Here is a 26142-nt window from a genome sequence, read left to right on the forward strand (position 1 = left end):
GGCGGGTCAGCTCCCCGATCCGTGGTGGTGCGGGTACCGGCCCGGCCCGTTGGGGTTGTTGGGGTTGTTGGGGTCATTCGGATCGTTCGGGTCGTAGTAGGGCTCGCCCTGCGGCTGCCCCGGCACCCACGGCTGCTGCCCGTCCTGCTGGTAGGGGTCGTAGCCGCCGTACTGCTGGTCCTGCTGGTACGGGTCGTAGCCCTGCTGGCCGCCCTGCGGGTAGGCCTGCTGCTGGTACCCGTCGCCGCCGTACTCCTGGCCGCCGCCGTACGGCGCGGCGGTCGGCTGCTGGGCCGGGTAGGAGCCGTAGCTGTACGGGTCGGCCTGCTGGTACGTCTGGTACGGGTCGGCGTACTGCTCGGCCTCCTGGACGGCCGCGGCCGCCTGGACCGCCTCGACCGGCGGTTCGCCCGCGGGCTGCGGCGGGATCGCGCCCGGACGGCCCTCGTACACGCCGCCCTCGCCGTCCCCGTCGCCGCCTTCGCCGCGTTCGGCCATCCGGCGGGCCCGGCGGCTGCCGGGGGCGGGCGCCTGCGCCTGGGCGGCGGCCGCCAGCGCGGCGGCGGCGACGACCTCCTCGGGCAGGTCGTCGTCCTTGTGGTTGCGGCGGCCGGGCAGCGCCAGCACCAGGACGGTCAGGCCGAGCAGCAGCTGGGCCCAGATCCAGCCGGTGTGCAGCAGGCCGCCCTCACGGGTGACCACCAGCTTGCCGGCGGCGGCCGGGAGCTTGAAGCCCTGCGCCCAGCCGTCGACGGTGGTCGCCTCCAGCGCGGTGCCGTCGAGGGTCGCCTTCCACTCGGGGCCGGCCGCCTCCGCGAGGCGCAGCACCCGGCCCTCGGGACCGGCCGGAACGGCGGTACCGAGGTCGCGCTCGCCGGACGGCACCGCCACGGGGGTGGTGCCGGGGGCGGTGATCAGGGCGCGGGTCGCGGGCGTGCCGTTGACCTGCCAGAGCGCGGTGCCGCCGTCCTGGTTGGCCTTGACCAGGCCCGGTGTGGTGTCCAGGACGTCCTTGAAGGCGCCGATCGCCGGCTGGTCGACCAGCACGTAGGCGATGCCGTAGTCGGACAGCGCCTCGGCCTGGTCGGCTCCGGAGCCGGCCAGCAGGCTGCCGACCACCTTGTCGAGGCGCTCGGTGGTGCCGGTGGCCGGGTCCACGGTGGACTCGGCCTGGCCGAGCGTCACCCCGGCGCCGCGTACCAGGGTGTAGCGGACCGAGCCGCCCTTCGGGTCGCCGGTGACGACCAGGGTGCGGGCCCGGTCGCTGGTGCCGGCCTCCTCGGCGATGAACGCGGGCACCTGGGCGGCCGGGGCCCGGTGCAGCGGGCCGTCGGCCCCGGTGACGGCCCACCAGACGCCGGTGCCGAGCGGGGCGAGCACCGCGGCGGCCACCACCAGGGCGGCGACCGGCTGGCGCCAGCCGAAGGCGATGCCGGCCACCCGGGCGTTGGCGCCGTCGGCGCCGATCGCGGCGGCGGCCAGCAGGGCGATGCCGGCGAGCAGCGAGGCCGGGCCGGCCCACGCGGGCACGGCCGGGCCGCCGGAGGCGGGGGTCACCGAGGTGCCCGCCACCGCGACCGCGAAGACCAGGCCGGCGCCGGCGGCGCCCCAGGCGGCGAGCACCGCGCGGCGGCGGTCGGCGCGCAGCAGCGCGGCCAGCGCGGCGAGCACCACGCCCGCCGACAGCCAGACCGGCGGCACTCCGGCGCCGCCCGGGTTGACCAGCAGCAGGCCGACGGCGTTCGCTCCGCCGCCGTGCAGACCGGGCAGACCGGCCTCCAGCAGCAGCAGCTGGGGGTGCGAGAGCACCTGCAGCGACCAGGGCGCGAGCACCAGCACCGGCGCGCCGAGGATCACCAGCACGCGCAGCCCGAGCAGCCGCAGCGCGGCCCCGCCGGAGCCGAACGCCCCGCCGCGCACCACGGCGGCGGCGAGCATGGCCAGGCAGAGCGGCACGGCCAGCGCCCACGCCAGCGGCACGAAGGCGGTGGCGAGGGTGAGCAGCAGGACGGTCATCCAGACCGGGCGCCAGCCGGGCCGGGCGCCCTTGGCAGCGCTCTCGGCGCGGATGCCGAGGCCGGCGGAGATCGCGGCCGCGCGGGCCAGCGGCGGCAGCAGGACGGCGAGGACGGCGGTGCCGATCCGGCCCTGGGCGAGCGCGCCGGTGGCCGCGGGCAGCAGGGCGTAGGTGGCGCTGGCCCAGGCACGGACCAGTTTGGAGTCGAGCAGCGGCCGGGAGACCAGGTAGGCGCTGACGGCGGCGAGCGGCACGGCGAGGACGACCAGCAGGGTGACCGCGAGGTCGGCGTGGTCGAACAGCGCCCAGGAGAGCACCGACAGCACCGCGAGGTACGGCGGCGCCGCCGCGGTGGAGCCGGTGCCGACGGGGTGCCAGGCGTCCGCGTACATCGACCAGAGGCCGCCGGCGCCGCCGGTGGCGGGCAGCAGCGCGCCGCCGAACAGGGCGCCGGCGCCGAACAGGGCGCGGCAGGCGACCAGCGCGAAGACCAGCAGCGCGGCGAACAGGACCGGCGCCGGGCGACGGGCCAGTTTCTTGATCAGCGTGAACTGCTCGACGACCAGGTCCTCGGAGTCCTCGTCGCCCGGGCCGGCCTCGACCGAGCCGTGCCGGCCGGCCCCGGAGTCGTCGCCGCCCCCTATGCCGAGCGAGCCGATCACGCCCTCGACGGCGAGCCGGGCGGTGGCTCCGGGCGCCGGGAAGAGCGAGCGGTCGTCCAGGGCGTCGGCGGCCCGCAGCCGGGCCCGGCGTTTGCGGGCCGCCAGCAGCCGGGGCAGCCGGAGCAGTTCGTGGCCGAGACCGGCGAGTTCGTCGAAGGCCTGCTTCGGGTCCTTGCCGAGCAGGTTGGTGACCACCCGCAGCAGGGTGCCGAGCACCAGCCGCAGCAGGACGTACGGGAAGAGCGCGCCCTTGGAGTTGGCGAGCAGGGTGTAGACGGCGCCGGCCTTGTCCAGCCGGTGCGGGTGGGAGGGGCCGCAGTCGATCGCGCGGCGCTCGCGGCTGGCCGCCTCGGCGTGCCGCAGCACGGCGTCGGGGGCGACCACGACGCGGTGGCCGGCGGCGTTGACCCGCCAGCAGAAGTCGGTGTCGTCGCGCATCAGCGGCAGCGCCCGGTCGAAGCCGCCGAGCTCCTCGAAGACGTCGCGGCGGACCAGCATGCCGGCGGTGGAGACGGCGAGCACCGGGCGGACCTGGTCGTGCTGACCCTGGTCCTGCTCGCGGCGGTCGAGGCCGGTCCAGCGGCGGCCGGAGCGGGCGATGGTGACGCCCACCTCCAGCAGCTGGCGGCGGTCGTACCAGCTGCGCAGCTTGGGGCCGACGACGGCGGCGCTGGGGGTGGAGTCGGCGACCTGGAGGAGGCGGCGCAGCGCGTCGGTCTGCGGCTCGCAGTCGTCGTGCAGCAGCCAGAGCCACTCGACCGGCTGGGTCTCCCTGGGGCCGCCGCGGCCGAGGTCGTCCTCGTGGCCGAGCGGGTCGCCGAAGTCGTCCCAGCCGCCGGTGACCGGGTCGTAGCCGGACGGGTCGAGCCGGTAGGGGAGGTCCTCGGGGCGCAGCGGCGGGCTGTTGAAGACGGCCTCGCCGACGGCGGTGCCGAAGCCGGCCCGGCGGCCGAGGACGATCGGGCCGCTCTCCGGGAGCCAGTCCGCGAGGGTGTCGGCGAGCAACTGCGGGGAGCTGTCGGTGGAGCCGGTGTCGACGGCGAGCACCCGCTGGACCTGACGGTCCTGGCCGAGCAGGCCGGCGAGGGCCTGTGGCAGCCAGCGGGCCCCGTCGTGCGAGACGATCACCGCGGTGACCAGGTGGCGCGGATAGGCGGGCGGCCTGGCAGCGGTGAAGCCGCTCTGGTGGCTGTAGACGGTCATCGAGTGCGCGGGCCCCAGTTCTCGGTGGACACAGCCGGTGAACGGCAACCGGATGGCGCACCACACTAACGGCTCCGGATGGCGCCGCCGTCCGCGGGCCGTGGAGGAGCTGTGCGCACCGGGCCGCGCGAGGGCCCGGAAACACGGAAGCGCCCCACCGTCGCGGTGAGGCGCCCGTCGAGCTGTGCGGTTGTCGGAGGGTCAGCAGGGCCAGGGGCCGCCCGGTCAGACCGCGCTCTTCTTGAGCCGACGGCGCTCGCGCTCGGAGAGGCCGCCCCAGATGCCGAACCGCTCGTCGTTGGCGAGGGCGTACTCCAGGCACTCGGAGCGGACCTCGCAGGCGAGGCAGACCTTCTTGGCCTCGCGGGTGGAGCCGCCCTTCTCCGGGAAGAAGGACTCGGGGTCGGTCTGGGCGCACAGCGCGCGCTCCTGCCAACCGAGTTCTTCTTCCTCCTCCTCGATGCCGTCACCGATCAACAGCTCAAAGAGCTCGCTCATGTGGCGCGCCTCCTCTGCCCCTATTTGGCGTCCCCGTGGTTGCCGTTGCCTCGTGCGGCGGACGACACGAGAGAAATTACAGTTGCGTCACTCTGGCCCAGTCAAGCCGAGCTCTGGTATTGGGGCCAGGATTCACTCCCCGGCACCAAGCCGTTACGAATAGTGTACATATCTGGACACATCGGACTAACAGCCCGGATCCCGTCGAACCCTTACAACCCTCCACCACGTGACGCGCAGTCATCGTCACAGGTCGGTCATCGGCCTGCCTTCCCGGCGATCTTCCCATCGAAACCTAGAGGGTGATTTATCACCCCATCGGGTAGTTCATGGCCTATCCCGCCCGATTGCCCCGGCTCATGAGTTGACACCGGAGCGCTCGATGCGGTCTCCTTTCCCACATGTCAGAGTTCACTCGCCCCCGGAGCGGTTCCGCGCTCCGCCGTGCCGTGAACCCCTGTTGTCGCCTCTGTTCCTGTATCTAGGCGCCCGCTGTCCCACCGCGCGCCGCCCAGGAAGCACAGAGGCCGCCCGCGATTCCCGCCCCAGGACATCCCGGATCCGGCTGATCCCTGTCGAACCAGCCGTACTCCGAGGACGACTCCCGTGCGCATGAACCGCATCCGCAAGCGGAACCGCGACCGCAACAAGCTCACCCGCCGTGGCCTCGCGCCCACCACGCCTCCCCCGGCGGCCGCCCGGCCCGCCCGCGGCTGGGCCGACGGACTGAGCGACGTCTCCATCGCCGGCGACCCGCTGGCCTTCCCGCACCTGGCCCGCACCGACCTGCCCGGCCACCCCACCACCGTCGCCGGCTACGCCCGGCTGGTCCGCGAGATCGCCGCCGACCGCGCCCGCTGGGAGCCGCTGGTCCGCTACGACGCGCTCACCCGCTGGTACGCCCGGCTGGAGACCGGCCCCGGCTACGAGGTCTGGCTGCTCAGCTGGCTGCCCGGCCAGAGCAGCGGCTTCCACGACCACGGCGTCTCCTCCGGGGTGATGAGCGTCGTCCGGGGCGAGCTGATCGAGCGCTCCCTCACGCACGCGGGCGAGGGTGCCCGCACCCTGCGCCCGGGCGGGCAGCGGGTGTTCTCCTCCGGGTACCTGCACGAGGTGGTCAACGGCGCGCTGGAGCCCGCCGTCTCCATCCACCTCTACACGCCCGGCCTGACCGAGATGAACCAGTACGGCGGCGGCGCCACCGTCCCCGAGCAGCACCCGCAGGAGCAGGCCGAGGCCCGCTGACGACCGGCGGGCGGCGGCCCGCGGACCGGGCTGACGGCCAGTCGGGCCGTGGCAGGATGGGCGCATGCGCATCGTGGCACTGGCAGGCGGAATCGGTGGGGCGCGCTTCCTGCGCGGACTCAAGGAGGCCCTCGGCCCGCAGGACGAGATCACCGTCATCGGCAACACCGGCGACGACATCCACCTCTACGGCCTGAAGGTCTGCCCCGACCTCGACACCGTGATGTACACCCTCGGCGGCGGCATCAACGAGGAGCAGGGCTGGGGCCGCACCGACGAGACCTGGTCGATCAAGGCCGAGATGAAGGAGTACGGCGTCGGGCCCGAGTGGTTCGGGCTCGGCGACCGCGACTTCGCCACCCACCTCGTCCGCAGCCAGATGCTCACCGCCGGGTACACCCTCAGCCAGGTCACCGAGGCGCTCTGCGTGCGCTGGCAGCCGGGCGTGCGGCTGCTGCCGATGAGCGACGACCGGGTCGAGACCCACGTGCGGATCACCGACGCGGACGGCACCCGGGCCATCCACTTCCAGGAGTACTGGGTCCGGCTGCACGCCGCCGTCGACGCCGAGGCGATCGTCCCGGTCGGCGCGGACACCGCCAAGCCCGCGCCCGGTGTGCTGGAGGCCATCGCCGCCGCCGACGTCATCCTGTTCCCGCCGTCCAACCCGGTGGTCTCGATCGGCACCATCCTCGCCGTGCCCGGCATCCGGGCCGCGGTGGCCGCAGCCGCGGCACCGGTGGTCGGGCTCTCCCCGATCATCGGCGGGGCCCCGGTCCGCGGCATGGCCGACAAGGTGCTGGCCGCCGTCGGCGTCGAGGCGACCGCGGCGGCGGTCGCCCTGGACTACGGCGCCGACCTGCTGGACGGCTGGCTGGTGGACACCGCCGACGAGGCCTCGGTCGGCGCGGTCGAGGCCGGCGGGATCGCCTGCCGGGCCGTGCCGCTGCTGATGACGGACGTCGCGGCGACCGCCGAGATGGCCCGGGCCGCGCTGGCGCTCGCCGAGCTGGTGCGGGCGTGACCCTGCACGTCCTGCCCGTCCCGGGCCTGCCCGAGATCGACGCCGGTGCCGACCTCGCCGCGCTGATCGCCAAGGCCGGGACGTACCGGGACGGCGACATCCTGCTCGTCACCTCGAAGATCGTCAGCAAGGCCGAGGGCCGGGTGCTGCGGGCCGCCGACCGCGAGGCCGCGATCGACGCCGAGACCGTCCGGGTGGTCGCCCGGCGCGGCCCGGTCCGGATCGTCGAGAACCGCAACGGCCTGGTGATGGCCGCCGCCGGGGTGGACGCCTCCAACACCGCCGCCGGCACCGTGCTGCTGCTGCCCGAGGACCCGGACGCCTCCGCCCGCGCGCTGCGCGCCCGCCTCCAGCAGCTGACCGGGCTGCGGCTGGCCGTCGTCGTCACCGACACCTTCGGCCGGCCCTGGCGCAACGGCCTCACCGACGTCGCGATCGGCGCCGCCGGACTGCCCGTCCTGGAGGACCACCGCGGCCGCACCGACAGCCACGGCAACGAACTGGCGATGACCGTCACCGCCACCGCCGACGAACTCGCCGCCGCCGCCGACCTGGTCAAGGGCAAGTCCACCGGCACCCCGGTCGCCGTGGTCCGGGGCCTCGGCCACCTGGTCACCGCCGAGGACGGCGCGGGCGCCCGCCCACTGGTGCGCGCCGCCGCGGACGACATGTTCCGGCTCGGCACCTCCGAGGCGGTCCGGCAGGCCGTCACCCTGCGCCGCACCATCCGCGCGTTCACCCCCGAACCGGTCGACCCGGGCGCCGTCCGCCGCGCCGTCGCCGCCGCCGTCACCGCGCCCGCCCCGCACCACACCACGCCCTGGCGGTTCGTCCTGCTGGAGTCGGCCGCGGTCCGCACCCGGCTGCTGGACGCGATGCTCGCCGCCTGGCAGCGCGACCTGCGCGAGCTGGACGGCTGGGACGACGCGCTGATCGCCCGGCGCACCGCCCGCGGCGACGTCCTGCGCGACGCGCCCTACCTGGTCGTCCCCTGCCTGGTGATGGACGGCTCGCACGACTACCCCGACGCGCGCCGCGCCGCCGCCGAACGCGAGATGTTCACCGTCGCCATCGGCGCCGCCGTGCAGAACCTGCTGGTCACCCTGGCCGGCGAGGGCTACGGCACGGCCTGGGTCTCGTCCACCATGTTCTGCCGCGACACCGTGCGCGCGGCCCTCGACCTCCCGGTCGGCTGGGACCCGATGGGCGCCGTCGCGGTCGGCCGCCCCGCCGAACCGCCCCGCGACCGCCCGGCCCGCGGCGCCGACGCCTTCGTCGAGGTGCGGTAGGGGTCAGTACCGGCGGTACACGTCACGGCGGTTGCCGACATTGACCACGAGGATGACCATCACGTCGCCCCGGACTTCGTAGACCACGCGGTAGTCGCCGACCCGCAGCCGGTAGAGCCCGTCATGGCCCGGCAGCTTCTTCACGCTCGGACCGTCGGCGAACGGGTCGTCGCCGAGCTCCGTGAGGGCGGTGAGGATCCTCAACGCCGCCACCTGCCCGATCGCCCGCAACTGGCGCTGGGCGTGGGTGGTGAACCGAAAGGCGTACTTCACGCGGCGCTCCCGGCAGAGCCGGGCGGCGAGTCGAAGAGGTCGGCCAGCAACCCGGCCATGCTGACGGTCGGATCGTGCCGGTGCTGTTCGGCCTCTCTGGCCGCCAGTTCGTCCGCCGCTTCCTCTATCGCGTCGAGGATCTCGATCGGGACCACCGCGCCGACCCGCTCCCCTTTGCGGGTGATGACCGTGATCTCTCCGGCCTCGGCCTTGGTCACGACGTCGGCGAGGTGCGCCCGGGCTTCACGGATGCTCAGCGAATCGGCCATGCATCGAGCGTACACCTGAACGTGTACACCGAAGGCGTCGTTTCGGCGCCGGAGTTCACCGCCGCCGGTGGTCGTTGGGGGTCAGCCGGGGGCCGTACCGCGGGGCGTGGGTGCCGGTGCTCAGCAGCAGGCGGCAGAGGCGGTGGCGGTGCGGGCGGTAGGGCTCCAGCAGGGCCAGCATCTGGGTGTCGTCGCTGCGGGGGCGGCCGGCCAGGGCCCAGCCGACCAGGTTGGGGAGGTGGTAGTCGCCGACCGAGACGGCGTCCGGGTCGCCGTTGCTGCGCTGCAGGGTCTCGGCGGCCGTCCAGATCCCGATGCCGGGCACGGAGGTCAGCCGGGCGAACGCCTCGGCGTGGTCCATCGCCGAGGCCTCCTCCAGCCGGGCGGCCAGCCGGACGGCGCGCACCACGGTGGCGGAGCGCTTCGGGTCCACCCCCGCGCGGTGCCACTCCCAGCTGGGGACGAGCGCCCACTCACGGGCCGACGGCGCCACCCGCATGCCCTCGGCCGGGCCGGGCGCCGGGGTGCCGAAGTCGCGCAGCAGCGTCCGCCAGGCCCGGTACGCCTCGTCGGTGGTCACCTTCTGCTCCAGGATCGCGGGCACCAGCGACTCCAGCACCAGCCCGGTCCGGGTGAGCCGCACGCCGGCCGCCCGCCGCTGGGCCTCCCGCAGCGGGCCGGGCGGCAGCACCAGGGCGGCCGGGTCGTCCTCGGCGCCGAGCAGCACGGGCAGCCGGTCCAGCAGCCACGCCGCCCCCGGGCCCCAGGCCCGCGCCTCGACCTCGCCGTCGGCCGGCCTGGCCAGTACCCGCAGCGTGCCGATGCCGGCCGGGGTGCGGGAGGCCCGCCAGACCGCGCCGTCACCGGTGGTCCGGTAGGCCGGGTCGGCCGGGCCGCGCCGCAGCGGCAGCAGGGTGCGGGCCACGTCCAGCGGGAAGCCCGGGCGCCAGAGGCGCACCCGCGCACCGGTCGCCGCCTCGTCCGACACCGCCCCGCGCCTCCTCCGCTGTCCGGCTCCACCGCCTTCGCCGACCATGGGGATATGAACGATACGCGGCTGCCGGAGCTGTCCCACGCCGACGAGGGCGCGGTGCGGGCGCTGTACCACCGGACCCTGGACGGGTGGAACCTGCGGGACGGCGCGGCGTGCGCCGGCCCGTTCGCCGAGGACGGGGAGATGGTCGGATTCGACGGAACGAGGTACGCGGGGCGGTCGGTGATCGCCGCCGAACTGGGGCGGATCTTCGCGGACCACGCCACCCCCGAGTACGTCGCCAAGGTGCGGCGGATCCGGGCGCTCGGCCCGGGGGTGGCCGAGCTGGACGCCGTCGCCGGTCTGGTGCCGGACGACGCCGAGGACCTCGATCCCGGCCTGAACGCCCTGCAGACGGTGATCGCCGTCAACGCGGGCGCGGGCTGGCGGATCGCGCTGCTGCAGAACACTCCGGCCCGGTACGACCTGCGGCCGGACGTCGCGCGGGCGCTGACCGCCGAGCTGCGGGCGCTGGTGCCCCGGGGCCCCGGCCCGGTGTAGGCCCCGGGCTCGCGGGTTCAGCGGGCCCAGGGGGCCGCCGGGCGGGCGGCGCTCTGCAGCGCGGCCGCCTGGGTGCGGACGGCGGGGAGCAGCGGGTAGAGGGTGGCGCCGGGGCACTCGGTGGCGACCGCGTCGCGGTGGCCGGAGACGGTGTCGAAGGTCGCGGTGGTGCCCTTGGGGTAGCGGGTGCCGTCGGCGCCGGAGACCAGCTGGGTGCGGCCGCCGGCGTCCTGGCCGGCCAGCCCGAGCTTCCAGGCGGCGAGCCGGGCGATCCCGTCCGGTACGGCCGGCGGCGGGGTGTCGGTGACGAAGGTACCGAGCACCGCGACGCCCGCCGAGTCGGTGTTGAAGCCCAGGGTGTGCGCGCCGTGCACCGCGAGCTCGGCGCCGCCGGCCCGGCCCTCGTAGAGGGTGCCGCAGCGGTCGACCAGGAAGTTGTAGCCGATGTCCCGCCAGCCGTTGCTCCGCACGTGGTACTGGTAGATCGCCCTGATCATCCGGGGCGCGTCGGCGCAGTCGTACTCGGTGGCGGTCGCGGTGTGGTGGACGAAGACCACCCGGACCGGGCCGGTGTACTCGACCTGCGGGTCCCGGAGGGACTCGTCGGCGCCCCAACCGGCCCGGGTGACGACGGCGGGCCGGGCGGCCCGGCGCCCGTCCGGCGGTTCGGCGGGCAGCGTCCGGCCGGCGGCCCCGGCGGCGCCCTGCCCGGGGTCGACCAGGTCGAGCCGCAGGCCGTCCGGCAGGCCGCGGGGGCCGGCGGTGACCTGGACCGCCACGCCGTCGCTCGGACCGGTCCAGAGCGGCGCCGTCGCTCCGCCGCCCGGGGCGTCCGGCCCGTCCTCGCCGTCCGCCTCCAGCACCTGCCAGTCGCCCCAGACGTGGGTGGCGGCGTCCCTGGTGCGGACCCGGACGGAGCCGCCGTCGAGCGAGCGGGCGGGGCCGTTCCAGCCGACGCCGAGCAGCTCGAAGGGGCGGGTGGCGCGCGGCGCCAGGGCGCGGTCGGCGCCCAACGGCAGCGAGGTGACCGAGCCGCCGCCGGCCGAGGTGCGGCGCTGCTGGGCGGGATCGGCGGCGGCCGCGGCCGGAACGGGCTGGAGGAGCAGGACGGCGGTGCAGCCGGCGAGTGCGGCGGCCGGCAAAGAGATACCCATAAAAGGGATGTTCAGGGCAAAACACCGCACCCGCCATGCCACCTTGCGCAGGGTCCGCCACCCCTCCCGGTCGCCCACCCGAAGGCCGTAGGCTGGGGCGCACCATGACTGCGCCTTTCGCTGCCGATGCCCGGACCCCTGTCGAGCTGCTGCACGCATTCCTGCGAGGTGGCACTCCCTCAGTCGACCCCGCGGCTCCGCTGGTCACCTTCTACGACGACGCCACCGGCGAACGGGTGGAGCTCTCCGCCCGGACCTTCGACAACTGGGTGGCCAAGACCGCCAACCTGCTCCAGGACGAGCTGAACGCCGGTCCGGGTGACCGCGCCGCCCTCCTGCTGCCCGCCCACTGGCAGAGCGCCGTCTGGCTGCTCGCCTGCTGGTCGGTCGGTGTGACGGCGGTGCCGGCCGGCGACCCGGCCGACGCCGACCTGGTGGTCAGCGGACCGGACGGCCTGGAGGCCGCCCAGGCCTGCGAGGGCGAACGGGTGGCCCTCGCCCTGCGTCCGCTGGGCGGCCGGTTCCCCCAGCGCCCGGACGGCTTCCTCGACTACGCCGCCGAGGTGCCCGGCCAGGGCGACCGCTTCGCGCCCTACTCCCCCGTCACCCCGGACGCGCCCGCGCTGGAGACCGGCATCGACGGCCTGCCGCTGAAGCTGACCGGCGACCAGACCGTCCAGCTGGCCCGGGAGGGCGCGGCCCGGCTCGGCATCACGGCCGGCGACCGGGTGCTCTCCACCCTCTCCTACCAGGACTGGGCGGGCCTGGAGGCCGGTCTGCTGGCACCGCTGGCGGCCGGCGCCTCGGTGGTGCTCTGCCGCAACTCGGAGGGCCTGAGCGCCGAGCAGTGGGAGAAGCGGACCGAGTCCGAACGGGTGACACTGCGCCTCGGCTAACCCCCGGCTCCGGCCCGGCGGGTAGGCATCCCTGCCATGGCCGAGGACGACACCGAGCACCCCCCGACCGAGAACCCCCCGACCGGGGACGCCCGCGCGACCGCGGGCTCCCCGGACCGGGACTCCCCCGACCCGGAGCCCGCGGCCCCGGACTCCCCGACCAGGCCCCGGCGCAGGCGCCGGCGGTGGCTGATGATCACCGCCGGCGTCCTCGCCCTCCTGCTGGTCGCCTGCGGCACCGTGCTCTGGATCGCCTACCGCAAGCTGGACGGCAACATCCGGACCGACTCCGCCACCGACCAGCTGCTGGCCCGGCTGGAGGCCGAACGGCCCAGCCGCACCGCGGGGGCCAAGGGCGCCGAGAACATCCTGCTGATCGGCAGTGACGACCGCACCGGTGCCAATGCCACGTACGGCGAGGCCGGCGGCCAGCGCTCGGACACCACGATCCTGCTGCACCTGGCGGCGGACCGGAAGCACGCGACCGCCGTCTCCATCCCGCGCGACGTCATGGTCACCGTGCCGGTCTGCGAGAAGCCGGACGGCACCCGCAGCAGGCAGGTGCTGGCGCAGTTCAACTCGGCCTTCGAGACCGGCGGCCCGGCCTGCTCGATCCGGGCCGTCGAACAGCTGAGCGGCATCCGGATGGACCACTACGTGATCCTCGACTTCCACGGCTTCAAGACGATGGTGGACGCCGTGGACGGCGTCGAGGTGTGCGTCCCGCAGGCGATCCACGACAAGGACGCCAAGCTGGACCTCCCGGCCGGGCGGCAGACCCTGCGCGGCGAACAGGCGCTCGGCTACGTCCGCGCCCGGGAGACCCTCGGCGACGGCAGCGACACCCAGCGGATGGGCCGTCAGCAGCAGTTCCTGGCCGCCCTGATCCGCAAGGTCCAGTCGCAGGGGGTGCTGCTGAACCCGGCCCGGCTCTGGCCGGTGCTCGACGCGGCGACCTCCTCGGTCCGGGCCGACGGCGGCCTCTCCTCGCTCGGCGCGCTCTACGACCTGACCCAGGACCTGCGCGGCATCCCGTCCGCCGACGCGGTCTTCCTGACCGCGCCGCGCCGCCCGTACCGCTTCGACTCGGACCGGGACGAGTTCGTGCAGCCGCTGACCACCCAGCTGTTCACGGCGCTGCGCGACGACCGCTCGATCACCGTCCGCCCGCCGGGCTCCCCCGACCCGTCGGCGGTGGCGGGCGCGAGCCCGGGGCCCTCGGGGGCCGCGACGGCGGCGGCCGGATCGGACCGGGCCGCCGGTGCGTCACCCACCGCGACCACGGCGCCCTCGTTCGAGGGACGCACCGCGGACATGGACGGCTGCGCGACCCATTGACCGCCTGGCCAGGGTCACCCTTTTGTGTACAGATCATGCCCCGGAATGGCTTTCCGGGAAATTCACCGGAACACGATGTGCCTGGTGAATTGCGGTTCCCGAACATGGCGGAGATCACACCAGGAACAATTCCCGTACTCGACTCGTCTAGTGTGTCCGGGTCGGCGCGCAGCCCGTGCGCCACCCGAGGACCGGTCGGAGGGAGGGAACCCCGTGCAGCAGGACAGCCAGGAGACCGACCCCGCCGACCCGCGGATGCCGCCGGCCCACGGCGCGCCGTACCGGTCCGAGCAGGCCCGGTCCGAGCAGGCCGCGGGCATCCCGGTCCAGCGCCGCCGGACGCCCGGCACCGCCGCCGAGGCCGCCCCCGGGGCCGCGCACACCGGCGGCCGGGCCGCCCGCCGCCGCCAGGCCGCCGCCGAGCGCCCGCGCCGGCGGGTGCTGAAGTGGACCGCCGGCGTCGGCGCGCTGGTCCTGGTGGCCGGCTGCGGCGGGGCCTACTACGCGTACCAGCACTTCAACAGCAACATCACCGCCGTCAAGGTGCAGCTGGGCAGCGAGGCGGAGCGGCCCAAGGCGGCCGGCGACGCGCTCAACATCCTGGTCATCGGCACCGACAGCCGCGAGGGCCTGGGCCGGGAGTACGGCGACGAGGGCAGCACCGGACACGCGGACACCACCCTGCTGTTCCACGTCGCCAAGGACCGCAGCAACGCCACCGTGATCAGCATTCCGCGCGATCTGATGGTGCCGATCCCCGACTGCGAGAACACCGGCGGCAAGAAGATCCCCGGTTCCGCGCGGGCCATGTTCAACGAGAGCCTCGGCCAGGAGGGCCGCGATCCGGGCTGCACCTGGAAGACCGTGGAGAAGGCGACGGGAATCCGGGTCGACCACTTCGTGATGGTCAACTTCGACGCCGTGAAGACGCTCTCCACCGCCGTCGGCGGGGTCGAGGTGTGCGCGGCCAAGGACATCAACGACGCGGACTCGCACCTGCGGATGAGCAAGGGCCGGCACGTCGTCCAGGGCGACGAGGCGCTGGCCTTCGTCCGCACCCGGCACGCCGTCGGCTTCGGCGGCGACCTCACCCGGATCCCGCTGCAGCAGCAGTTCATCAGCTCGATGATCCGCTCGATCAAGAGCAGTGACACCCTGACCAGCCCGACCAAGCTGTGGAAGCTCGCCGACGCCGCCACCAAGGCGCTCACCGTGGACGACGGGATCGGCAGCGTCGACAAGCTGAAGGACCTGGCGCTGGACATCAGCAAGGTCGACACCAAGAACATCACCTTCACCACCGCGCCGGTGCTGGACGACCCGAAGGACAAGGACCGGCTGGTGCTCAAGCAGCCGGACGCCGGGCAGGTGTTCTCGCTGGTCGCCCAGGACCGCTCGCTGACCGGGAACGCCGCCGCGCCCGGGGCCGGCGCCACCGAGGCCGCCGCCGCGCCGACGGCGGCCGCGCCCTCGCCGACGGCCACCGCCGCCGCGGTGGACCCCAAGGACGTCCGGGTGGCGGTGCACAACGGCAGCGGGACGCCCGGGCAGGCCCAGCAGGCCGTCGACAAGCTCCGGGCCCAGGGCTTCGCCAAGGCCGCCACCGCCCCCAACGCGACGGCCACGCCCAGCAGTTCGGTGTCCTACCCGGCCGGCAAGGCTGCCGAGGCGGCCGCGCTGGCCGCCTCCCTCGGACTGCCGGCCGACGCGGTCCGGGAGGACCCGAAGGCCGGCAGCAGGGACGGGCTGGCCGTGGTCCTCGGCAAGGACGTCCTGGCCGCCGCGAACGCCGTCCCGTCCGTCGCGCCGACCGAGGCGCCCAAGGACCTCCAGCGCGTCCAGGCGGACGACACCGACGTCTGCGCCAAGTGAGCCTCAGCGCGGGGCGAGCAGGCCGTCCGTCTCGCGGTAGCGCTCACCGGTGCGCGGGCAGCGCCAGCCGTCCCCGCCGTCCGGCTCCAGCGGCTCGCCGGCCCGGCCGACCCACTTGATCCGGCGGGCCGGGACACCGGCCACCAGGGCGAAGTCCGGGACGTCCCGGTGCACCACGGCGCCGGCCGCGACCAGCGCCCAGCGGCCGACCGTCACCCCCGCGACCAGCACCGCGCGGCCGCCGATCGAACAGCCCTCCCGGAGGGTCACCCCGCGGGCGTGCCAGTCGTCGCCGCGCTTGAGCCGGCCGTCGACGTCGACGGAGCGCGGGTAGAGGTCGTTGGTGAGCACGGCCGCCGGGCCGATGAACACGCCGTCCTCGACCACCGCGGGCTCGTACACCAGCGCGTGGTTCTGCAGCTTGACCCGGTCCCCGATCCGCACGCCCGGGCCGACGTAGGCGCCGCGCCCGATGACGCAGTCGGCGCCGATCACCGCGTCCTCGCGCACCTGGGCCAGGTGCCAGACGGTCGTCCCGGCGCCGAGCACCGCCCGGCCGTCCACGTCCGCGGTCGCCTCGACCCGGGCACCGACGACGGACCCGCCCTCAACTGTCCCCATGGCGCCCGACGATAGCGTCGGGGCGGGGGCGGTGAGAGCGGGTCGGGGGGATTGGCCGGATCGGGTCAGCGGGCCTCGGCGACCACGTCGGCGGTCGCCGGGGACCGGCTGGCGATCACCCGGCGGGCCAGCGAACGCGGCGAGGTGAGGAAGCCGAAGCCCCAGCTGAGGTGCATGGTCGCGAAGGCCACCGGGAGCAGCGCCTTGGCCTTCGCCGAGAGGCCGCGGCCCTCGACCAGCGCACCGCCGACGATGCCGAGCAGATAGGCGCCGGGCACCGCGAGGAAGGCCGGGTGGACGGCCGCGCCGAGCACCAGCCCGAGGGTCACGCCGAGGAAGGCCGCCGGCGGGGCGAGGTAGCGGAAGTTGACCGAGCCCTTGTGGTAGCGGGTGACGACCCGGCGCCAGCGGCCGTAGTCCTTGTACTGCTTGGCCAGCGCCCGCACGGTGGGCCGGGGACGGTAGGTGACGCGCAGCTGCGGGGTGAACCAGACCAGCCCGCCCGCCTGCCGGATGCGGTAGTTGAGCTCCCAGTCCTGGGCGCGGACGAACTCCTCGTTGTACCCGCCGAGCCGCTCCAGCACCTCGCGCCGGAACACCCCGAGGTAGACGGTGTCCGCCGGGCCGGCCAGGCCGCCGGTGTGGAAGGCCGCGTTGCCGACCCCGATCTTGGAGGTCATCGCGGCGGCGACGGCGTTCTCCCACTCGGTCTCGCCCTCGGCGTGCATGATGCCGCCGACGTTGGCGGCCTCCATCTCGCCGAGCAGCCGGACCGCCGTGGTGATGTAGCCGGGGGTCAGCAGGCCGTGCCCGTCGACGCGGACCACTATCGGATGGCTGGAGCCGCGGATCGCGGCGTTCAGCCCGGCGGGGGTGCGGCCGGTGGGGTTCTCCACCGTCCTGACCCGCGCGTCCTCGGCGGTCAGCTCGGCGGCGATCTGCGCGGTCCGGTCGGAGGACGGACCGAGGGCGATCACCACCTCCATCGGCCCGGCGTAGTCCTGTTCCAGGATGTGCCGGACGGCCGTGCGCAGGTGTCGTTCCTCGTTGAGCACCGGCATGATCACGGAGACCGCCGGCAGCTCCTCAGCAGCCTTGGTGTTCATCGGGGCCAACCGTACCGGTGCGGACCGGTCTCCGTCTTGTCCCGGTCTGGGCGACGTGACACCCCCGGCGCCGAAGGAACGATTCGCCGCTCGGGCCCACCGTACTCCCCGCCCCCGGCGCGCCCTCACCCGCCCCGGAGCGGGCCGCCCCTACCATCCGAGAGATGCCCGTTTCCCCCTGTTCCGCCCTGCCCGGACGGCGCCGTGCCTGGCCCCGCCGACTGGCCGCCGGCATCGCCTTCGGCGTCCTCACCACCTCCGGCGGCGGCTGGGCGGTCCTGCACGGCCTCGGCTCGATCGACCGGGTGGACGCCTTCAGCGGCGACGCGGCCCGGCCCGCCGACGACGGTTCCACCACCTTCCTCCTGGTCGGCACCGACGAGCGGGAGGGCATCCCCGAGAAGACGCTCAAGGAGGTGCTGCACGCCGGGGGCGAGTCCTGCCACTGCACCGACACCATGATGATCGTCCAGGTCGCCGGGGACGGCTCCCGGGCCAGCGTGATCAGCATCCCCCGGGACTCCTACGTGGACATCCCCGCCCACCGGGACCAGGTCACCCGCAAGGACGTCCCGGCCGGCAAGGGGAAGGTCAACGCGGCGTTCGGGATGGGCGGGCCGCAGCTCACCGTCGCCACCGTGGAGCAGAACACCGGACTGCGGATCGACCACTACCTCCAGGTGAACTTCGCCGGGTTCGTCTCCGCCGTGGACGCCGTCGGCGGCGTGCGGGTCTGCACCAGCAAGCCGCTCAAGGACGACTACTCCGGCCTCGACCTGCCGGCCGGCACCAGCACCCTGGACGGCGCCGGGGCGCTCAGGTACGTCCGCGCCCGGCACGTGGACGGCAGCGCCGACCTCGGCCGGATGCACCGCCAGCAGAAGTTCGTCGCCCAGCTGCTGCACCAGGTGACCGACAGCGGCACGCTGTTCAACCCCGTCCGGCTGGCCCGGCTGACGGACAGCCTGCTCGGCTCGGTGAAGGCGGACAAGGACCTCAGCACCGACGACCTGATCACCCTGGCGTCCAGGCTGAGGGAGCTCTCGGCGGGGCGCGCGGACTTCGCGACCGTGCCGCTGGCGAAGCTGGACCACCAGGTGGCCGGCTGGGGCTCGACCGTGCTCTGGGACCAGGCGGGGGCGAAGGCCCTGTTCGACGCCGTGCGGGCCGGGCGGCCGCTGAACGCCGCGGCGGGCGCGGCGGGCGCGGCCCCGGGCTCCGCACCGGGCTCCGCACCGGCCGGCGAGCCCGAACCGGGCGGGGCAGTCTCCCCCGGTGCGGCCGCCTCCCCCGGCGCCGCGACCACCGCGCCGAGCGCCGCGGCGACCCCGGTCGCCCCGTCCGCGGTGCCCCCCGAGCAGGTGCACGTCCAGGTGTTCAACGCGGCCGGGGTGCCCGGTCTGGGCGCCCGGGTCGACGGCGACCTGCGGCGGGCGGGCTTCGCCACCACCGGCGCGCCGTCGAACGCCCCGGCGGGGACGGCGCCCGGCCGGACGGTGGTCCGCTACGACCCGCGCTGGACCGAGTCCGCCCGGACGCTCGCCGCCGCGCTCCCGGGCGCCGAGTCGACCGCCGTCCCCGGCCTCGGGCCCACCCTCCAGGTGTACGCGGGCGGGGACTACCCGGCCGCCCCGGGCGCGAGCCCGGCCGCGGCCACCGTCGCACCGCTGCCGCCGCCCCCGGCGCCCGCCGCGACCCCGTCGGCCACCGTGGCGGCCGAGAAGGCGTCCGACATCGTCTGCCCGTAGGCCCGCAGGCCCGGGTCTCTGCTGCCGGGCCGCGGCGCCGGGAACGCCGGCAGGGGCCGGGTGCTGTGACGCACCCGGCCCCTGCCCTCCCCCGATCCCCCGATCCGGGGGTCAGTCCGTCGCGATGGCCGCGAGGACGTTCATCCGACCGGCCCGGAAGGCCGGTACGAGAGCCGCGACCAGGCCGATGACCACCGAGGCGACCAGCGTGACCACGATCGTGCCGGTCGGGACGGCCAGCGTCTCCAGCCCCTGGTCCTTGAGGACCCGCTGACCGGTGATGCCCCAGGCCAGGCCGAGACCGGTCCCGAGGATCGCGCCGAACAGGGCGATCACCACGGACTCCAGCCGGATCATCCGGCGCAGCTGACGCCGGGAGAGCCCGATCGCCCGCAGCAGGCCGATCTCCCGGGTCCGCTCCACCACCGAGAGCGCCAGGGTGTTGACGACGCCGAGCACCGCGACCACGATCGCGAGGCCGAGCATGCCGTAGATGATGTAGAGCAGGGCGTTGACCTGCTCCTGGACGAGGTCCTTGTAGCCGGCCTGGTCCCGCACGGTGACCTGCGGGTACTCCTTGAAGGAGGACTCCAGCGCGGTGAGCGTCCCGGCGACGTCCGAACCGGGCCGGGCCTTGCCGAAGACGACCGCGTCATTGCCCTGGTCGGCGACCGGGACGGCCTTGCCGAGGGTGTCCAGGCCGATGAAGTAGTTGCCGTCGAAGAGCGAGTTGCCCTTGGTCAGGATCACGCCGACCGGCAGGGTCTGGGCGCGGCCCTTGCCGTAGTCGATGCCGATCCGGTCGCCGACCTTGAGACCGTGGTCCGCGGCGAAGGTCTCCCCGACCACGATCGCGCCCTGGCCGAGCGCGTCCGCGCTGCCGGACTTGACCGGGAGCTTGAAGTCGGCGGTGAAGCTCGGCGAGACCGCGGACACGCCCTCCTTGGCCGTCTTGCCGTCCGGGGTGGTGAAGAGCGCCGGTACGAACTGCTGACGGGTGATGTGCTCGATGCCCGGCGTGTTCTCGGCCGCCTTCACCATCTCGGGGGTGAGACCGGTGCGGCCGGCGGAGATGATGTAGTCCGCGCCGACCGACTTGTCGATCTGCTCGTTGGTGGACTTGATCACCGAGGAGGTGAAGACCGAGGCACCGATGACGAGCGCGAGGCCGATCATCAGGGCGCCGGCGGTGGCGCCCGTCCGACGCGGGTTGCGCATCGCGTTGCGCTGGGCGAGCTTGCCGGACGGGCCGAACAGGGCCGGCAGCAGCGCGCCGAGCACCCGGACCACGCTGGTGGCCAGCAGCGGACCGAGGACGACGAAGCCGATCAGGGTGAGCAGCACGCCCAGGCCCAGGTACTGCCCGCCGGTGGCCGCCTTCTCGGCCTTGGCGGCCAGGACGAGCAGGCCGCCACCGCCGGCGGTCAGCACCAGGCCGATCACCGTGCGCACGAGGTTGGAGCGGCCCTCGGCCGGAGTGCCGTGGTCGCGCAGGGCCGCCATCGGGGCGATCCGGGCGGCCCGGCGGGCCGGGAACCAGGCCGCGACCAGCGTGACCACGATGCCGAGGGCGTAACCGGCGATCGGCACGTCCGCGGTGATCTGGAGGTCCGCGGCGCTGAGGTTCATGCCGATGGCCTTCATCAGCTGGATCAGACCGGCCGCCAGGCCCAGGCCGGCGCCGAGGCCGATGGTCGAACCGAGCACCGCGAGGATCAGCGCCTCGATCAGCACCGAGCGGTTCACCTGCTTGCGGCTGCCGCCGATGGCGCGCAGCAGCCCGATCTCCCGGGTGCGCTGGGCGACCAGCATGGAGAAGGTGTTGATGATCAGGAAGCCGCCGACCAGGGCGGAGATCAGCGCGAAGCCGAGCATCGCGTTCTTCATGAAGCCGAGGAAGGAGCCGACGTCCTTGTTGTTCTCCGCCTTCTGCTCCGCCGCGGTCTTCACCTGGTAGCCGCCGCCGAGCGCGCCGAGGGCGTCCGCCTTCAGCTGCTCGTCGGTGCGGGTGCCGTCGCCGAAGGCCTCGACCGAGGTGTACGCGGTGGTGCCGAGCAGCACCTGCTGGGCGGTCGCGGTGTCCAGGAAGGCGAGCGCCGCGCCCGGGTTGGTGGTCTTGAAGGTCGCGATGCCGGCGATGGTGAAGTCGTGCTTGCCGCTGCCGGCGATGACCCGCAGCTTGCCGCCGAGGCCGAGGCCGGCCTTCTTGGCGGTGTCCGCGTCCAGCACGACCTGGTCGGCGCCCTGGGGGGTGTGCCCCGAGGTGATCTCCACCGAATTGCGCGGCGTCTCCGTCCAGTTGCCCGTCAGGGTGGGCGCGCCGCTGGTCGGGCCGATCGCCTTGTTGGTGGCCGGGTCGACCAGGACGGCGTCCTGGGTGAACACCTGCCCGACCGCGGTCCGCACCCCCGGGGTGGCGGCGATCCGCTGCACGGTGTCGACCGGGAGGGTCGCCACCTTGCCGCCGGGGGCGTCGTCGTCGCCGTCGATCCCGGCCTTGGCGGGCTGGACGGAGATGTCGGAGGCGGTCGAGGCGAAGAGCCGGTCGAAGGTGCTGGTGGCGGTGTTGGAGAACACCAGCGTGCCGGACACGAACGCGACCGAGAGGACGATCGCGAGCAGCGAGAGCACCATCCGCCCCTTGTGGGCGAGGAAGGTTCTCAGTGAGGTCTTGAGCAGCATGTCCCGGTCCCCGCTCAGCTCGTGCGCTTGCCGTCGAAACGGCGCATGCGTTCGAGGACGGAGTCGGCGGTGGGGGCGTGCATCTCGTCGACGATGACGCCGTCCGCGAGGAAGAGCACGCGGTCCGCGTAGCCGGCGGCCACCGGGTCGTGGGTGACCATGACGATGGTCTGGCCCAGTTCGTCCACCGAGCGCCGCAGGAAGGTCAGCACCTCGGCGCCGGCCCGGGAGTCGAGGTTCCCGGTGGGCTCGTCGCCGAAGATGATCTCGGGGCGGGCGGCCAGGGCCCGGGCTACCGCGACGCGCTGCTGCTGGCCGCCGGAGAGCTGCGCCGGGCGGTGCTTGAGGCGGCCGGCCAGGCCGACGGTCTCGACGACCTGGTCCAGCCAGGCGGTGTCCGGCTTGCGGCCGGCGATGTCCATCGGGAGCGTGATGTTCTCCAGCGCGTTCAGCGTGGGGAGGAGGTTGAACGCCTGGAAGATGAAGCCGATCTTGTCCCGGCGCAACCTGGTGAGCTGCTTGTCCTTCAGGCCGGTGATCTCGGTGTCGCCGATCCAGATCCGGCCGTCGGTGACGGTGTCCAGGCCGGCCAGGCAGTGCATCAGGGTCGACTTGCCGGAGCCCGAGGGGCCCATGATCGCGGTGAAGCGGCCGCGCTGGATGTCGACGTCCACCGCGTTCAGTGCGGTGACCCTGGTCTCGGCCGTGCCGTAGGCCTTGGTCACCTGACGGGCCGAGGCGGCGACGGCGGCGGCGCCGCCGGGAAGCTGGGGGTTGTACACGGCTGCTGCTGCCGTCGTCACTGGATTCTCCTCAGAAGTGGGCCCACCCGTTGACTCCAGCCTCGTCGCTCCCACCTGCCCGCGAAATGGTGCAGGAGAGAGTTCTTGACCGGTAGTCAGCCCCACCCACCCGGTGTGTCCAGGACCCTCCGGTTCACCGGAACCTCGGTCCTGATCCGCACGAGCGGGGATGTGATCCACGTTAGGAGCGGCGAGCGAACCGCTCGTCATCCGCCGGTATGAAGCGGCCCAACCGTAGTTGTACGGGGCGCGGCGCCCCTCCCCCTAGGGGTCGCCGCCACCCTTCTCGGGGTCGGCCCGTACGGGACCGTGCCGCAGGCCCCGTCAGCCGGCGAAGGCCGGAGTGGCGAGCCGCTCCAGCGCCGTCGCGAAGGCCTCCACCACGGGCGTGAGCAGCACGTCCGTCTCGCGCTCGATCACGGTCGCGCCGTCCTCCCGAACGGTGATGTGACGGTCGAGCACGAACCAGCCCTGGGTGATGTGGCCGGCGCCCATCGAGCTGAGCACCGGACGCAGCGCGTAGTCGACGGCCAGCACGTGCGCGGTGGAGCCGCCGGTGGCCAGCGGCAGGACGGCCTTGCCGGTCAGCGCGTACTGCGGCAGCACGTCGAGCAGGGTCTTCAGCAGACCCGAGTAGGCCGCCTTGTAGACCGGCGTGCCGATCACCACGCCGTCCGCCCGGGCGAAGAGCTCCAGCGCGGCGACTATCTCGGGATGGGAGAAGTCCGCCGAGAGCAGGGCGTGCGCGGGCAGACTGCGCACCTCGAACGGGACGACCCGGTGACCTCGGGCTTCGAGCTGCGCGTCGACGTGGCGCAGCAGGCGGGTGGTGCGGGAGGTCGCGGACGGCGAGCCGGAAACGGACAGGACGGTGGCCATGGGTTCACCTCGGGGCAGGAAGCGGGGACGGCGCTACGACAGCGGAGAGCACGCCACGCGGGCGGCGGGAAACGCTGGAGAGGGGTGTGCGGGGAGGAGAGGGTTCGACGGGCGCGCGTCAGCCACGACAGAGCGAACAGGACACACGCTGAAGGTCGACGTGCCGCCGACGCGTGAGGGTCCATCGCTGATCCATGGCAGTCATGCAAACACGCGCTGTTCGAACCGGTCAAGGATCGTTCCGGCTGGTGAACACAGGGTGAGACGGATGGTGAGACGGGCGGCGGGCGGACGGGGGCGGCGGCGGCAGCCGGCGCGGCGCCGTCCGCCACCCTCCGTGGGGCGGCCGTGAGCCCGCCGTGAGCCCGCCCGCGCATCGCGCGGGAACGTGCGGCGGAACGATCCGGCGCGTGCATCAAAACTGCTACAAGGGCCCCGGTGGGGGCCCCGGGGGGAGTCACCGCACCCGGCGTCGGGCATTCTCTCCCACATGAACACGTGGCAGGAGGGCCGCCCGGGCGGCGGTGGCAACGGCGGCGGCGCGTACGGACGCGGCGGTGGCAACGCGGCCGAGCCGCCGCTGCCGGCTGGGCTGAACCCCCGCGGCCCGGGGGCCCCGGCGCCGCGACAGCCGCAGGAGTACGGCCAGGCGCAGCCGCCGGCCCAGGCACCCGGCTACGGGTCCGCGCAGGGCTACGGGCAGCCGCAGTCGTACGGACAGCCCCAGGCGTACGAGCAGCCGGGCGGCCGTCCCGGCGTGCCCGCGCAGGGCCAGGGGGCGCCCGGCGGCCCCGGCTCGCCCGGCGGGCCGATAACCCCGGGCGGTACCCGGCCGCCCGCCGCCCGGCCCTCGCGCTGGCCGCGGCGCCGGATCGTCAAGTGGTCGGTGTTCGGCGTCCTGATCGCCGTCATGGTCACCGCCGTCTCGACCTGGTTCTGGGCCGACTCCAAGCTGAACCACGAGAACGTGCTCGCCGACTACCCCGGCCGCCCCGCCGCCGGGAAGGGCACCAACTGGCTGATCGTCGGCTCCGACAGCCGCAACGGGCTCTCCGACTCCCAGGAGGAGGACCTGCACACCGGCCACGCCGGCGGCAAGCGCAGCGACTCGATGATGATCCTGCACATCGGGGACGGCGGGAACACCCTGATGAGTATCCCGCGCGACTCCTGGGTGCCGATCCCCGAGCACACCGGCGACAACGGGAAGCCGGTCAAGGCGACCACCTCGAAGATCAATTCGGCCTTCGCGTCGGGCGGCGGCAAGCTGCTCGCGCAGACCGTCGAGCTCAACACCGGCCTGCGCATCGACCACTACGCCGAGATCGGCTTCGCCGGCTTCGTGGGCATCGTGGACTCGGTCGGCGGTGTCGACATGTGCATCGACCAGGACGTCAAGGACAAGGACTCCGGCCTCGACCTGAAGGCCGGCTGCCAGAGCCTGACCGGCACCCAGGCCCTCGCCTTCGTGCGCCAGCGCCACCAGATGGCCGACCAGGACCTCGGCCGGATGCGCAACCAGCAGAAGTTCCTCGGCGCGCTGGCCAAGCAGGCCGCCTCCCCCGCCACCGTGCTGAACCCGTTCACCTTCTACCCGCTGGTGGACTCCGGCCTCGGCACCCTGATCGTCGACGACGACGCCGGCCTGACCGACCTCGGCTCGCTCTTCCTCGCCATGAAGGACGTCAACGGCGGCGACGGCAAGAGCATCACCGTCCCGATCGCCAACCCGGACTTCCGGACCAACACCGGCGAGTCGGCGGTCAAGTGGGACAGCGCCAAGGCCAAGCAGGTCTTCGACGCCTTCAAGAACGACACCGCCGTACCGGACGTGAAGTGACACCGCCGGCCTCCGTGAGGCGCTGCGACGGGCCGGCCCCCATGAGTGGATGTCACTCGTCACCGCGCTGATCCACCGCCGCCGTCACCGCCTGGGGCTGCGGGAGGACGCCTTGCGGCCGGCCGGCCGACGCCCGGCCGGCCGCACCGCCTAGGTATCCTCCGGCCGAGGTCGGGCGGCGGGCGCCGGGGGCACCGGCAGGCGGTCGAGGGTGATGCCGAAGTGCTCGCGGTAGGCGGCCAGGGCGCCGGCCTCGTCGAGGTCCTCCTCGGTGCGCACGCCGTCCGGGCCGGTACGGATCAGCCGGACGCCGCCGAGGGTGATCCGGCCGCCGTCCCGGGTGAGCCGCGAGCAGGTCGACGAGCGGGTGAAGTGGGAGTCCGGCGAGGTGGTCTGCCACCAGCAGGTCGGCACGAAGTCGGCCAGCCGGTGGGGGCGCAGGCCGAGCCGGTACTCCGGCCGGCCGTCCAGCAGCACGTCGAGCTCGTCGTCGGCGTGCGGGACCAGGGTGAACTCGCCGCCGGGTTCGCGCTGCGGGCCGCGCTCGTCCAGGCGCAGCGGGAAGTGGCTGAACCGGCCGAAGCCGACGTCGGCCAGCCAGGGCTCGGCCAGGTCGACCCGCAGGGCGAGGTGGTCGAACGGCGGGCCGGGCCGGTCTCCGTCGAAGGCCCGGGCGCCGAGCAGGTCCACCCGGTAGCCGAGCGCCCGCAGCAGCTCGGCGAACAGGCCGTTGAGTTCGTAGCAGAAGCCGCCGCGGCGCCGGGTGACGAGCTTGGCGAACAGCGCGCCGGGGTCGAGGACGACGGGCTCCCCGAGCCCGATGGCCAGGTTCTCGAAGGGCACGGTGCCCAGGTGCGCGCGGTGCAGCTCGGCGAGGGCGGCGGGCGAGGGCCGGCCGGGGCGCGGCAGGCCGATCCGCGCCAGGTAGGCGTCCACCTGGGTGTCGGTGAGGCCGTCGACGGCCGGGGGGTGATCCACGGTGTCCATTCCAGCGGGCCGGCGGGGAGCCGGGCCATCGGTCGTTGGACGTAGGGCTCAGGTCGCGCGGCCGGTCGTACCGGGCCGGGACGTGGGGGGGGGGGGGGGGGGGGGCCCCCCCCCGCCCCCCCCCGCGCCCCCCGCCGGGGGGGGGGCGGGGCCCCCACCCGCCCGGCCCGGCGGGGGGTGTTTGCGACGGGGGGGGGCGCGG

At 74.3% G+C, this 26142-nt stretch carries 22 protein-coding genes; 9 read left to right on the forward strand and 13 right to left on the reverse strand.

Annotated elements, in window-relative coordinates:
- Positions 1 to 6 precede the first annotated feature (6 nt).
- Positions 7 to 3882 carry a glycosyltransferase family 2 protein gene (locus ACZ34W_RS34005; RefSeq protein ID WP_465609692.1) on the reverse strand — a complete coding sequence of 1292 codons (3876 nt, stop codon included), beginning with the start codon at positions 3880 to 3882 and terminating at the stop codon, positions 7 to 9.
- 225 nt (positions 3883 to 4107) lie between these two features.
- Complete coding sequence (locus tag ACZ34W_RS34010; protein ID WP_148644569.1) at positions 4108 to 4380, reverse strand: WhiB family transcriptional regulator; 273 nt, start codon at positions 4378 to 4380, stop codon at positions 4108 to 4110.
- 606 nt (positions 4381 to 4986) lie between these two features.
- Here ACZ34W_RS34010 and ACZ34W_RS34015 point away from each other — a divergent pair.
- From ACZ34W_RS34015 to ACZ34W_RS34025, 3 genes are all read left to right on the forward strand, one after another.
- On the forward strand, positions 4987 to 5625 hold the full coding sequence (locus tag ACZ34W_RS34015; RefSeq protein WP_352289044.1) for a cysteine dioxygenase: 639 nt from the start codon (positions 4987 to 4989) through the stop codon (positions 5623 to 5625).
- A gap of 64 nt (positions 5626 to 5689) precedes the next feature.
- Positions 5690 to 6649 carry a 2-phospho-L-lactate transferase gene (cofD, locus tag ACZ34W_RS34020; protein ID WP_329487925.1) on the forward strand — a complete coding sequence of 320 codons (960 nt, stop codon included), beginning with the start codon at positions 5690 to 5692 and terminating at the stop codon, positions 6647 to 6649.
- The gene (locus ACZ34W_RS34025; protein WP_465609695.1) at positions 6646 to 7938 is read left to right on the forward strand and encodes a coenzyme F420-0:L-glutamate ligase; all 1293 of its coding nucleotides are present in this window, start codon (positions 6646 to 6648) and stop codon (positions 7936 to 7938) included. Before cofD ends, ACZ34W_RS34025 begins: the two co-directional genes overlap by 4 nt.
- A 3-nt stretch (positions 7939 to 7941) precedes the next feature.
- Here ACZ34W_RS34025 and ACZ34W_RS34030 read toward each other — a convergent pair whose 3' ends face one another.
- The 3 genes from ACZ34W_RS34030 to ACZ34W_RS34040 are packed head-to-tail and all read right to left on the reverse strand — an operon-like array spanning position 7942 to position 9516.
- Positions 7942 to 8211, reverse strand: a complete 270-nt coding sequence (locus ACZ34W_RS34030) for a type II toxin-antitoxin system RelE family toxin (protein WP_465609697.1) — start codon at positions 8209 to 8211, stop codon at positions 7942 to 7944.
- On the reverse strand, positions 8208 to 8480 hold the full coding sequence (locus ACZ34W_RS34035) for a type II toxin-antitoxin system Phd/YefM family antitoxin (RefSeq protein WP_465609699.1): 273 nt from the start codon (positions 8478 to 8480) through the stop codon (positions 8208 to 8210). Before ACZ34W_RS34035 ends, ACZ34W_RS34030 begins: the two co-directional genes overlap by 4 nt.
- A gap of 55 nt (positions 8481 to 8535) precedes the next feature.
- Positions 8536 to 9516 (reverse strand): DNA-3-methyladenine glycosylase family protein, encoded by a 981-nt coding sequence (locus ACZ34W_RS34040; protein ID WP_442906798.1) that lies wholly within the window; start codon positions 9514 to 9516, stop codon positions 8536 to 8538.
- A 6-nt stretch (positions 9517 to 9522) separates the two neighbouring features.
- Between ACZ34W_RS34040 and ACZ34W_RS34045 the strand changes: the two genes are divergently transcribed.
- Positions 9523 to 10014: an SgcJ/EcaC family oxidoreductase gene (locus ACZ34W_RS34045; RefSeq protein WP_329487929.1), complete on the forward strand. Its 492-nt coding sequence runs from the start codon at positions 9523 to 9525 to the stop codon at positions 10012 to 10014.
- 17 nt (positions 10015 to 10031) lie between these two features.
- Here the strand turns inward: ACZ34W_RS34045 and ACZ34W_RS34050 are convergent, their stop codons facing one another.
- The gene (locus tag ACZ34W_RS34050) at positions 10032 to 11168 is read right to left on the reverse strand and encodes a peptidoglycan recognition protein family protein (protein WP_465609702.1); all 1137 of its coding nucleotides are present in this window, start codon (positions 11166 to 11168) and stop codon (positions 10032 to 10034) included.
- 104 nt (positions 11169 to 11272) lie between these two features.
- Here ACZ34W_RS34050 and ACZ34W_RS34055 point away from each other — a divergent pair, with 104 nt between their 5' ends.
- The 3 genes from ACZ34W_RS34055 to ACZ34W_RS34065 all read left to right on the forward strand — a co-directional run bounded on the left by ACZ34W_RS34055 (position 11273) and on the right by ACZ34W_RS34065 (position 15274).
- Positions 11273 to 12064, forward strand: coding sequence for a TIGR03089 family protein (locus ACZ34W_RS34055; RefSeq protein ID WP_352289068.1), 792 nt, complete (start codon positions 11273 to 11275; stop codon positions 12062 to 12064).
- Positions 12065 to 12100: 36 nt separating this feature from the next.
- Positions 12101 to 13402 (forward strand): LCP family protein, encoded by a 1302-nt coding sequence (locus ACZ34W_RS34060; RefSeq protein WP_329487932.1) that lies wholly within the window; start codon positions 12101 to 12103, stop codon positions 13400 to 13402.
- 213 nt (positions 13403 to 13615) lie between these two features.
- Complete coding sequence (locus ACZ34W_RS34065) at positions 13616 to 15274, forward strand: LCP family protein (protein ID WP_465609704.1); 1659 nt, start codon at positions 13616 to 13618, stop codon at positions 15272 to 15274.
- Positions 15275 to 15277: 3 nt separating this feature from the next.
- Here ACZ34W_RS34065 and ACZ34W_RS34070 read toward each other — a convergent pair whose 3' ends face one another.
- Positions 15278 to 15895, reverse strand: coding sequence for an acyltransferase (locus ACZ34W_RS34070; protein ID WP_329487934.1), 618 nt, complete (start codon positions 15893 to 15895; stop codon positions 15278 to 15280).
- 65 nt (positions 15896 to 15960) lie between these two features.
- On the reverse strand, positions 15961 to 17001 hold the full coding sequence (locus ACZ34W_RS34075; RefSeq protein WP_329487935.1) for a glycosyltransferase family 2 protein: 1041 nt from the start codon (positions 16999 to 17001) through the stop codon (positions 15961 to 15963).
- Positions 17002 to 17165: 164 nt separating this feature from the next.
- Between ACZ34W_RS34075 and ACZ34W_RS34080 the strand changes: the two genes are divergently transcribed.
- Positions 17166 to 18749 (forward strand): LCP family protein, encoded by a 1584-nt coding sequence (locus ACZ34W_RS34080; RefSeq protein ID WP_465609707.1) that lies wholly within the window; start codon positions 17166 to 17168, stop codon positions 18747 to 18749.
- 111 nt (positions 18750 to 18860) lie between these two features.
- On the opposite strand, the gene ACZ34W_RS34085 is transcribed toward ACZ34W_RS34080, so the two are convergent.
- The 4 genes from ACZ34W_RS34085 to ACZ34W_RS34100 all read right to left on the reverse strand — a co-directional run bounded on the left by ACZ34W_RS34085 (position 18861) and on the right by ACZ34W_RS34100 (position 23318).
- Positions 18861 to 21431, reverse strand: coding sequence for an ABC transporter permease (locus ACZ34W_RS34085; protein WP_465609709.1), 2571 nt, complete (start codon positions 21429 to 21431; stop codon positions 18861 to 18863).
- A 14-nt stretch (positions 21432 to 21445) separates the two neighbouring features.
- Positions 21446 to 22234 carry an ABC transporter ATP-binding protein gene (locus ACZ34W_RS34090; RefSeq protein ID WP_396491807.1) on the reverse strand — a complete coding sequence of 263 codons (789 nt, stop codon included), beginning with the start codon at positions 22232 to 22234 and terminating at the stop codon, positions 21446 to 21448.
- A 324-nt stretch (positions 22235 to 22558) separates the two neighbouring features.
- Positions 22559 to 23113 (reverse strand): NADPH-dependent FMN reductase, encoded by a 555-nt coding sequence (gene ssuE / locus ACZ34W_RS34095; RefSeq protein WP_329487938.1) that lies wholly within the window; start codon positions 23111 to 23113, stop codon positions 22559 to 22561.
- Between the two features lie 118 nt (positions 23114 to 23231).
- Positions 23232 to 23318 (reverse strand): putative leader peptide, encoded by an 87-nt coding sequence (locus tag ACZ34W_RS34100; protein WP_352297720.1) that lies wholly within the window; start codon positions 23316 to 23318, stop codon positions 23232 to 23234.
- A 285-nt stretch (positions 23319 to 23603) separates the two neighbouring features.
- On the opposite strand from ACZ34W_RS34100, the gene ACZ34W_RS34105 reads away from it, so the two are divergent.
- Positions 23604 to 24953, forward strand: a complete 1350-nt coding sequence (locus ACZ34W_RS34105; protein WP_465609712.1) for an LCP family protein — start codon at positions 23604 to 23606, stop codon at positions 24951 to 24953.
- 150 nt (positions 24954 to 25103) lie between these two features.
- Here the strand turns inward: ACZ34W_RS34105 and ACZ34W_RS34110 are convergent, their stop codons facing one another.
- Positions 25104 to 25940 carry an arylamine N-acetyltransferase family protein gene (locus ACZ34W_RS34110; RefSeq protein ID WP_465609714.1) on the reverse strand — a complete coding sequence of 279 codons (837 nt, stop codon included), beginning with the start codon at positions 25938 to 25940 and terminating at the stop codon, positions 25104 to 25106.
- Between the last annotated feature and the right edge of the window lie 202 nt (positions 25941 to 26142).

This window comes from Kitasatospora sp. NPDC022856, from assembly GCF_055561235.1.

Excerpts from the sequence above, each read along its gene's own strand:
- ACZ34W_RS34060 (WP_329487932.1), top strand. The coding sequence starts at position 12,101 with ATGGCCGAGGACGACACCGAGCACCCCCCGACCGAGAACCCCCCGACC.
- ACZ34W_RS34005 (WP_465609692.1), bottom strand. The coding sequence starts at position 3,882 with ATGACCGTCTACAGCCACCAGAGCGGCTTCACCGCTGCCAGGCCGCCC.
- cofD (WP_329487925.1), top strand. The coding sequence starts at position 5,690 with ATGCGCATCGTGGCACTGGCAGGCGGAATCGGTGGGGCGCGCTTCCTG.
- ACZ34W_RS34075 (WP_329487935.1), bottom strand. The coding sequence starts at position 17,001 with ATGAACACCAAGGCTGCTGAGGAGCTGCCGGCGGTCTCCGTGATCATG.
- ssuE (WP_329487938.1), bottom strand. The coding sequence starts at position 23,113 with ATGGCCACCGTCCTGTCCGTTTCCGGCTCGCCGTCCGCGACCTCCCGC.
- ACZ34W_RS34010 (WP_148644569.1), bottom strand. The coding sequence starts at position 4,380 with ATGAGCGAGCTCTTTGAGCTGTTGATCGGTGACGGCATCGAGGAGGAG.
- ACZ34W_RS34080 (WP_465609707.1), top strand. The coding sequence starts at position 17,166 with ATGCCCGTTTCCCCCTGTTCCGCCCTGCCCGGACGGCGCCGTGCCTGG.
- ACZ34W_RS34100 (WP_352297720.1), bottom strand. The coding sequence starts at position 23,318 with ATGACTGCCATGGATCAGCGATGGACCCTCACGCGTCGGCGGCACGTC.
- ACZ34W_RS34110 (WP_465609714.1), bottom strand. The coding sequence starts at position 25,940 with ATGGACACCGTGGATCACCCCCCGGCCGTCGACGGCCTCACCGACACC.
- ACZ34W_RS34085 (WP_465609709.1), bottom strand. The coding sequence starts at position 21,431 with ATGCTGCTCAAGACCTCACTGAGAACCTTCCTCGCCCACAAGGGGCGG.
- ACZ34W_RS34070 (WP_329487934.1), bottom strand. The coding sequence starts at position 15,895 with ATGGGGACAGTTGAGGGCGGGTCCGTCGTCGGTGCCCGGGTCGAGGCG.
- ACZ34W_RS34045 (WP_329487929.1), top strand. The coding sequence starts at position 9,523 with ATGAACGATACGCGGCTGCCGGAGCTGTCCCACGCCGACGAGGGCGCG.
- ACZ34W_RS34040 (WP_442906798.1), bottom strand. The coding sequence starts at position 9,516 with ATGGTCGGCGAAGGCGGTGGAGCCGGACAGCGGAGGAGGCGCGGGGCG.
- ACZ34W_RS34050 (WP_465609702.1), bottom strand. The coding sequence starts at position 11,168 with ATGGGTATCTCTTTGCCGGCCGCCGCACTCGCCGGCTGCACCGCCGTC.
- ACZ34W_RS34035 (WP_465609699.1), bottom strand. The coding sequence starts at position 8,480 with ATGGCCGATTCGCTGAGCATCCGTGAAGCCCGGGCGCACCTCGCCGAC.
- ACZ34W_RS34055 (WP_352289068.1), top strand. The coding sequence starts at position 11,273 with ATGACTGCGCCTTTCGCTGCCGATGCCCGGACCCCTGTCGAGCTGCTG.
- ACZ34W_RS34105 (WP_465609712.1), top strand. The coding sequence starts at position 23,604 with ATGAACACGTGGCAGGAGGGCCGCCCGGGCGGCGGTGGCAACGGCGGC.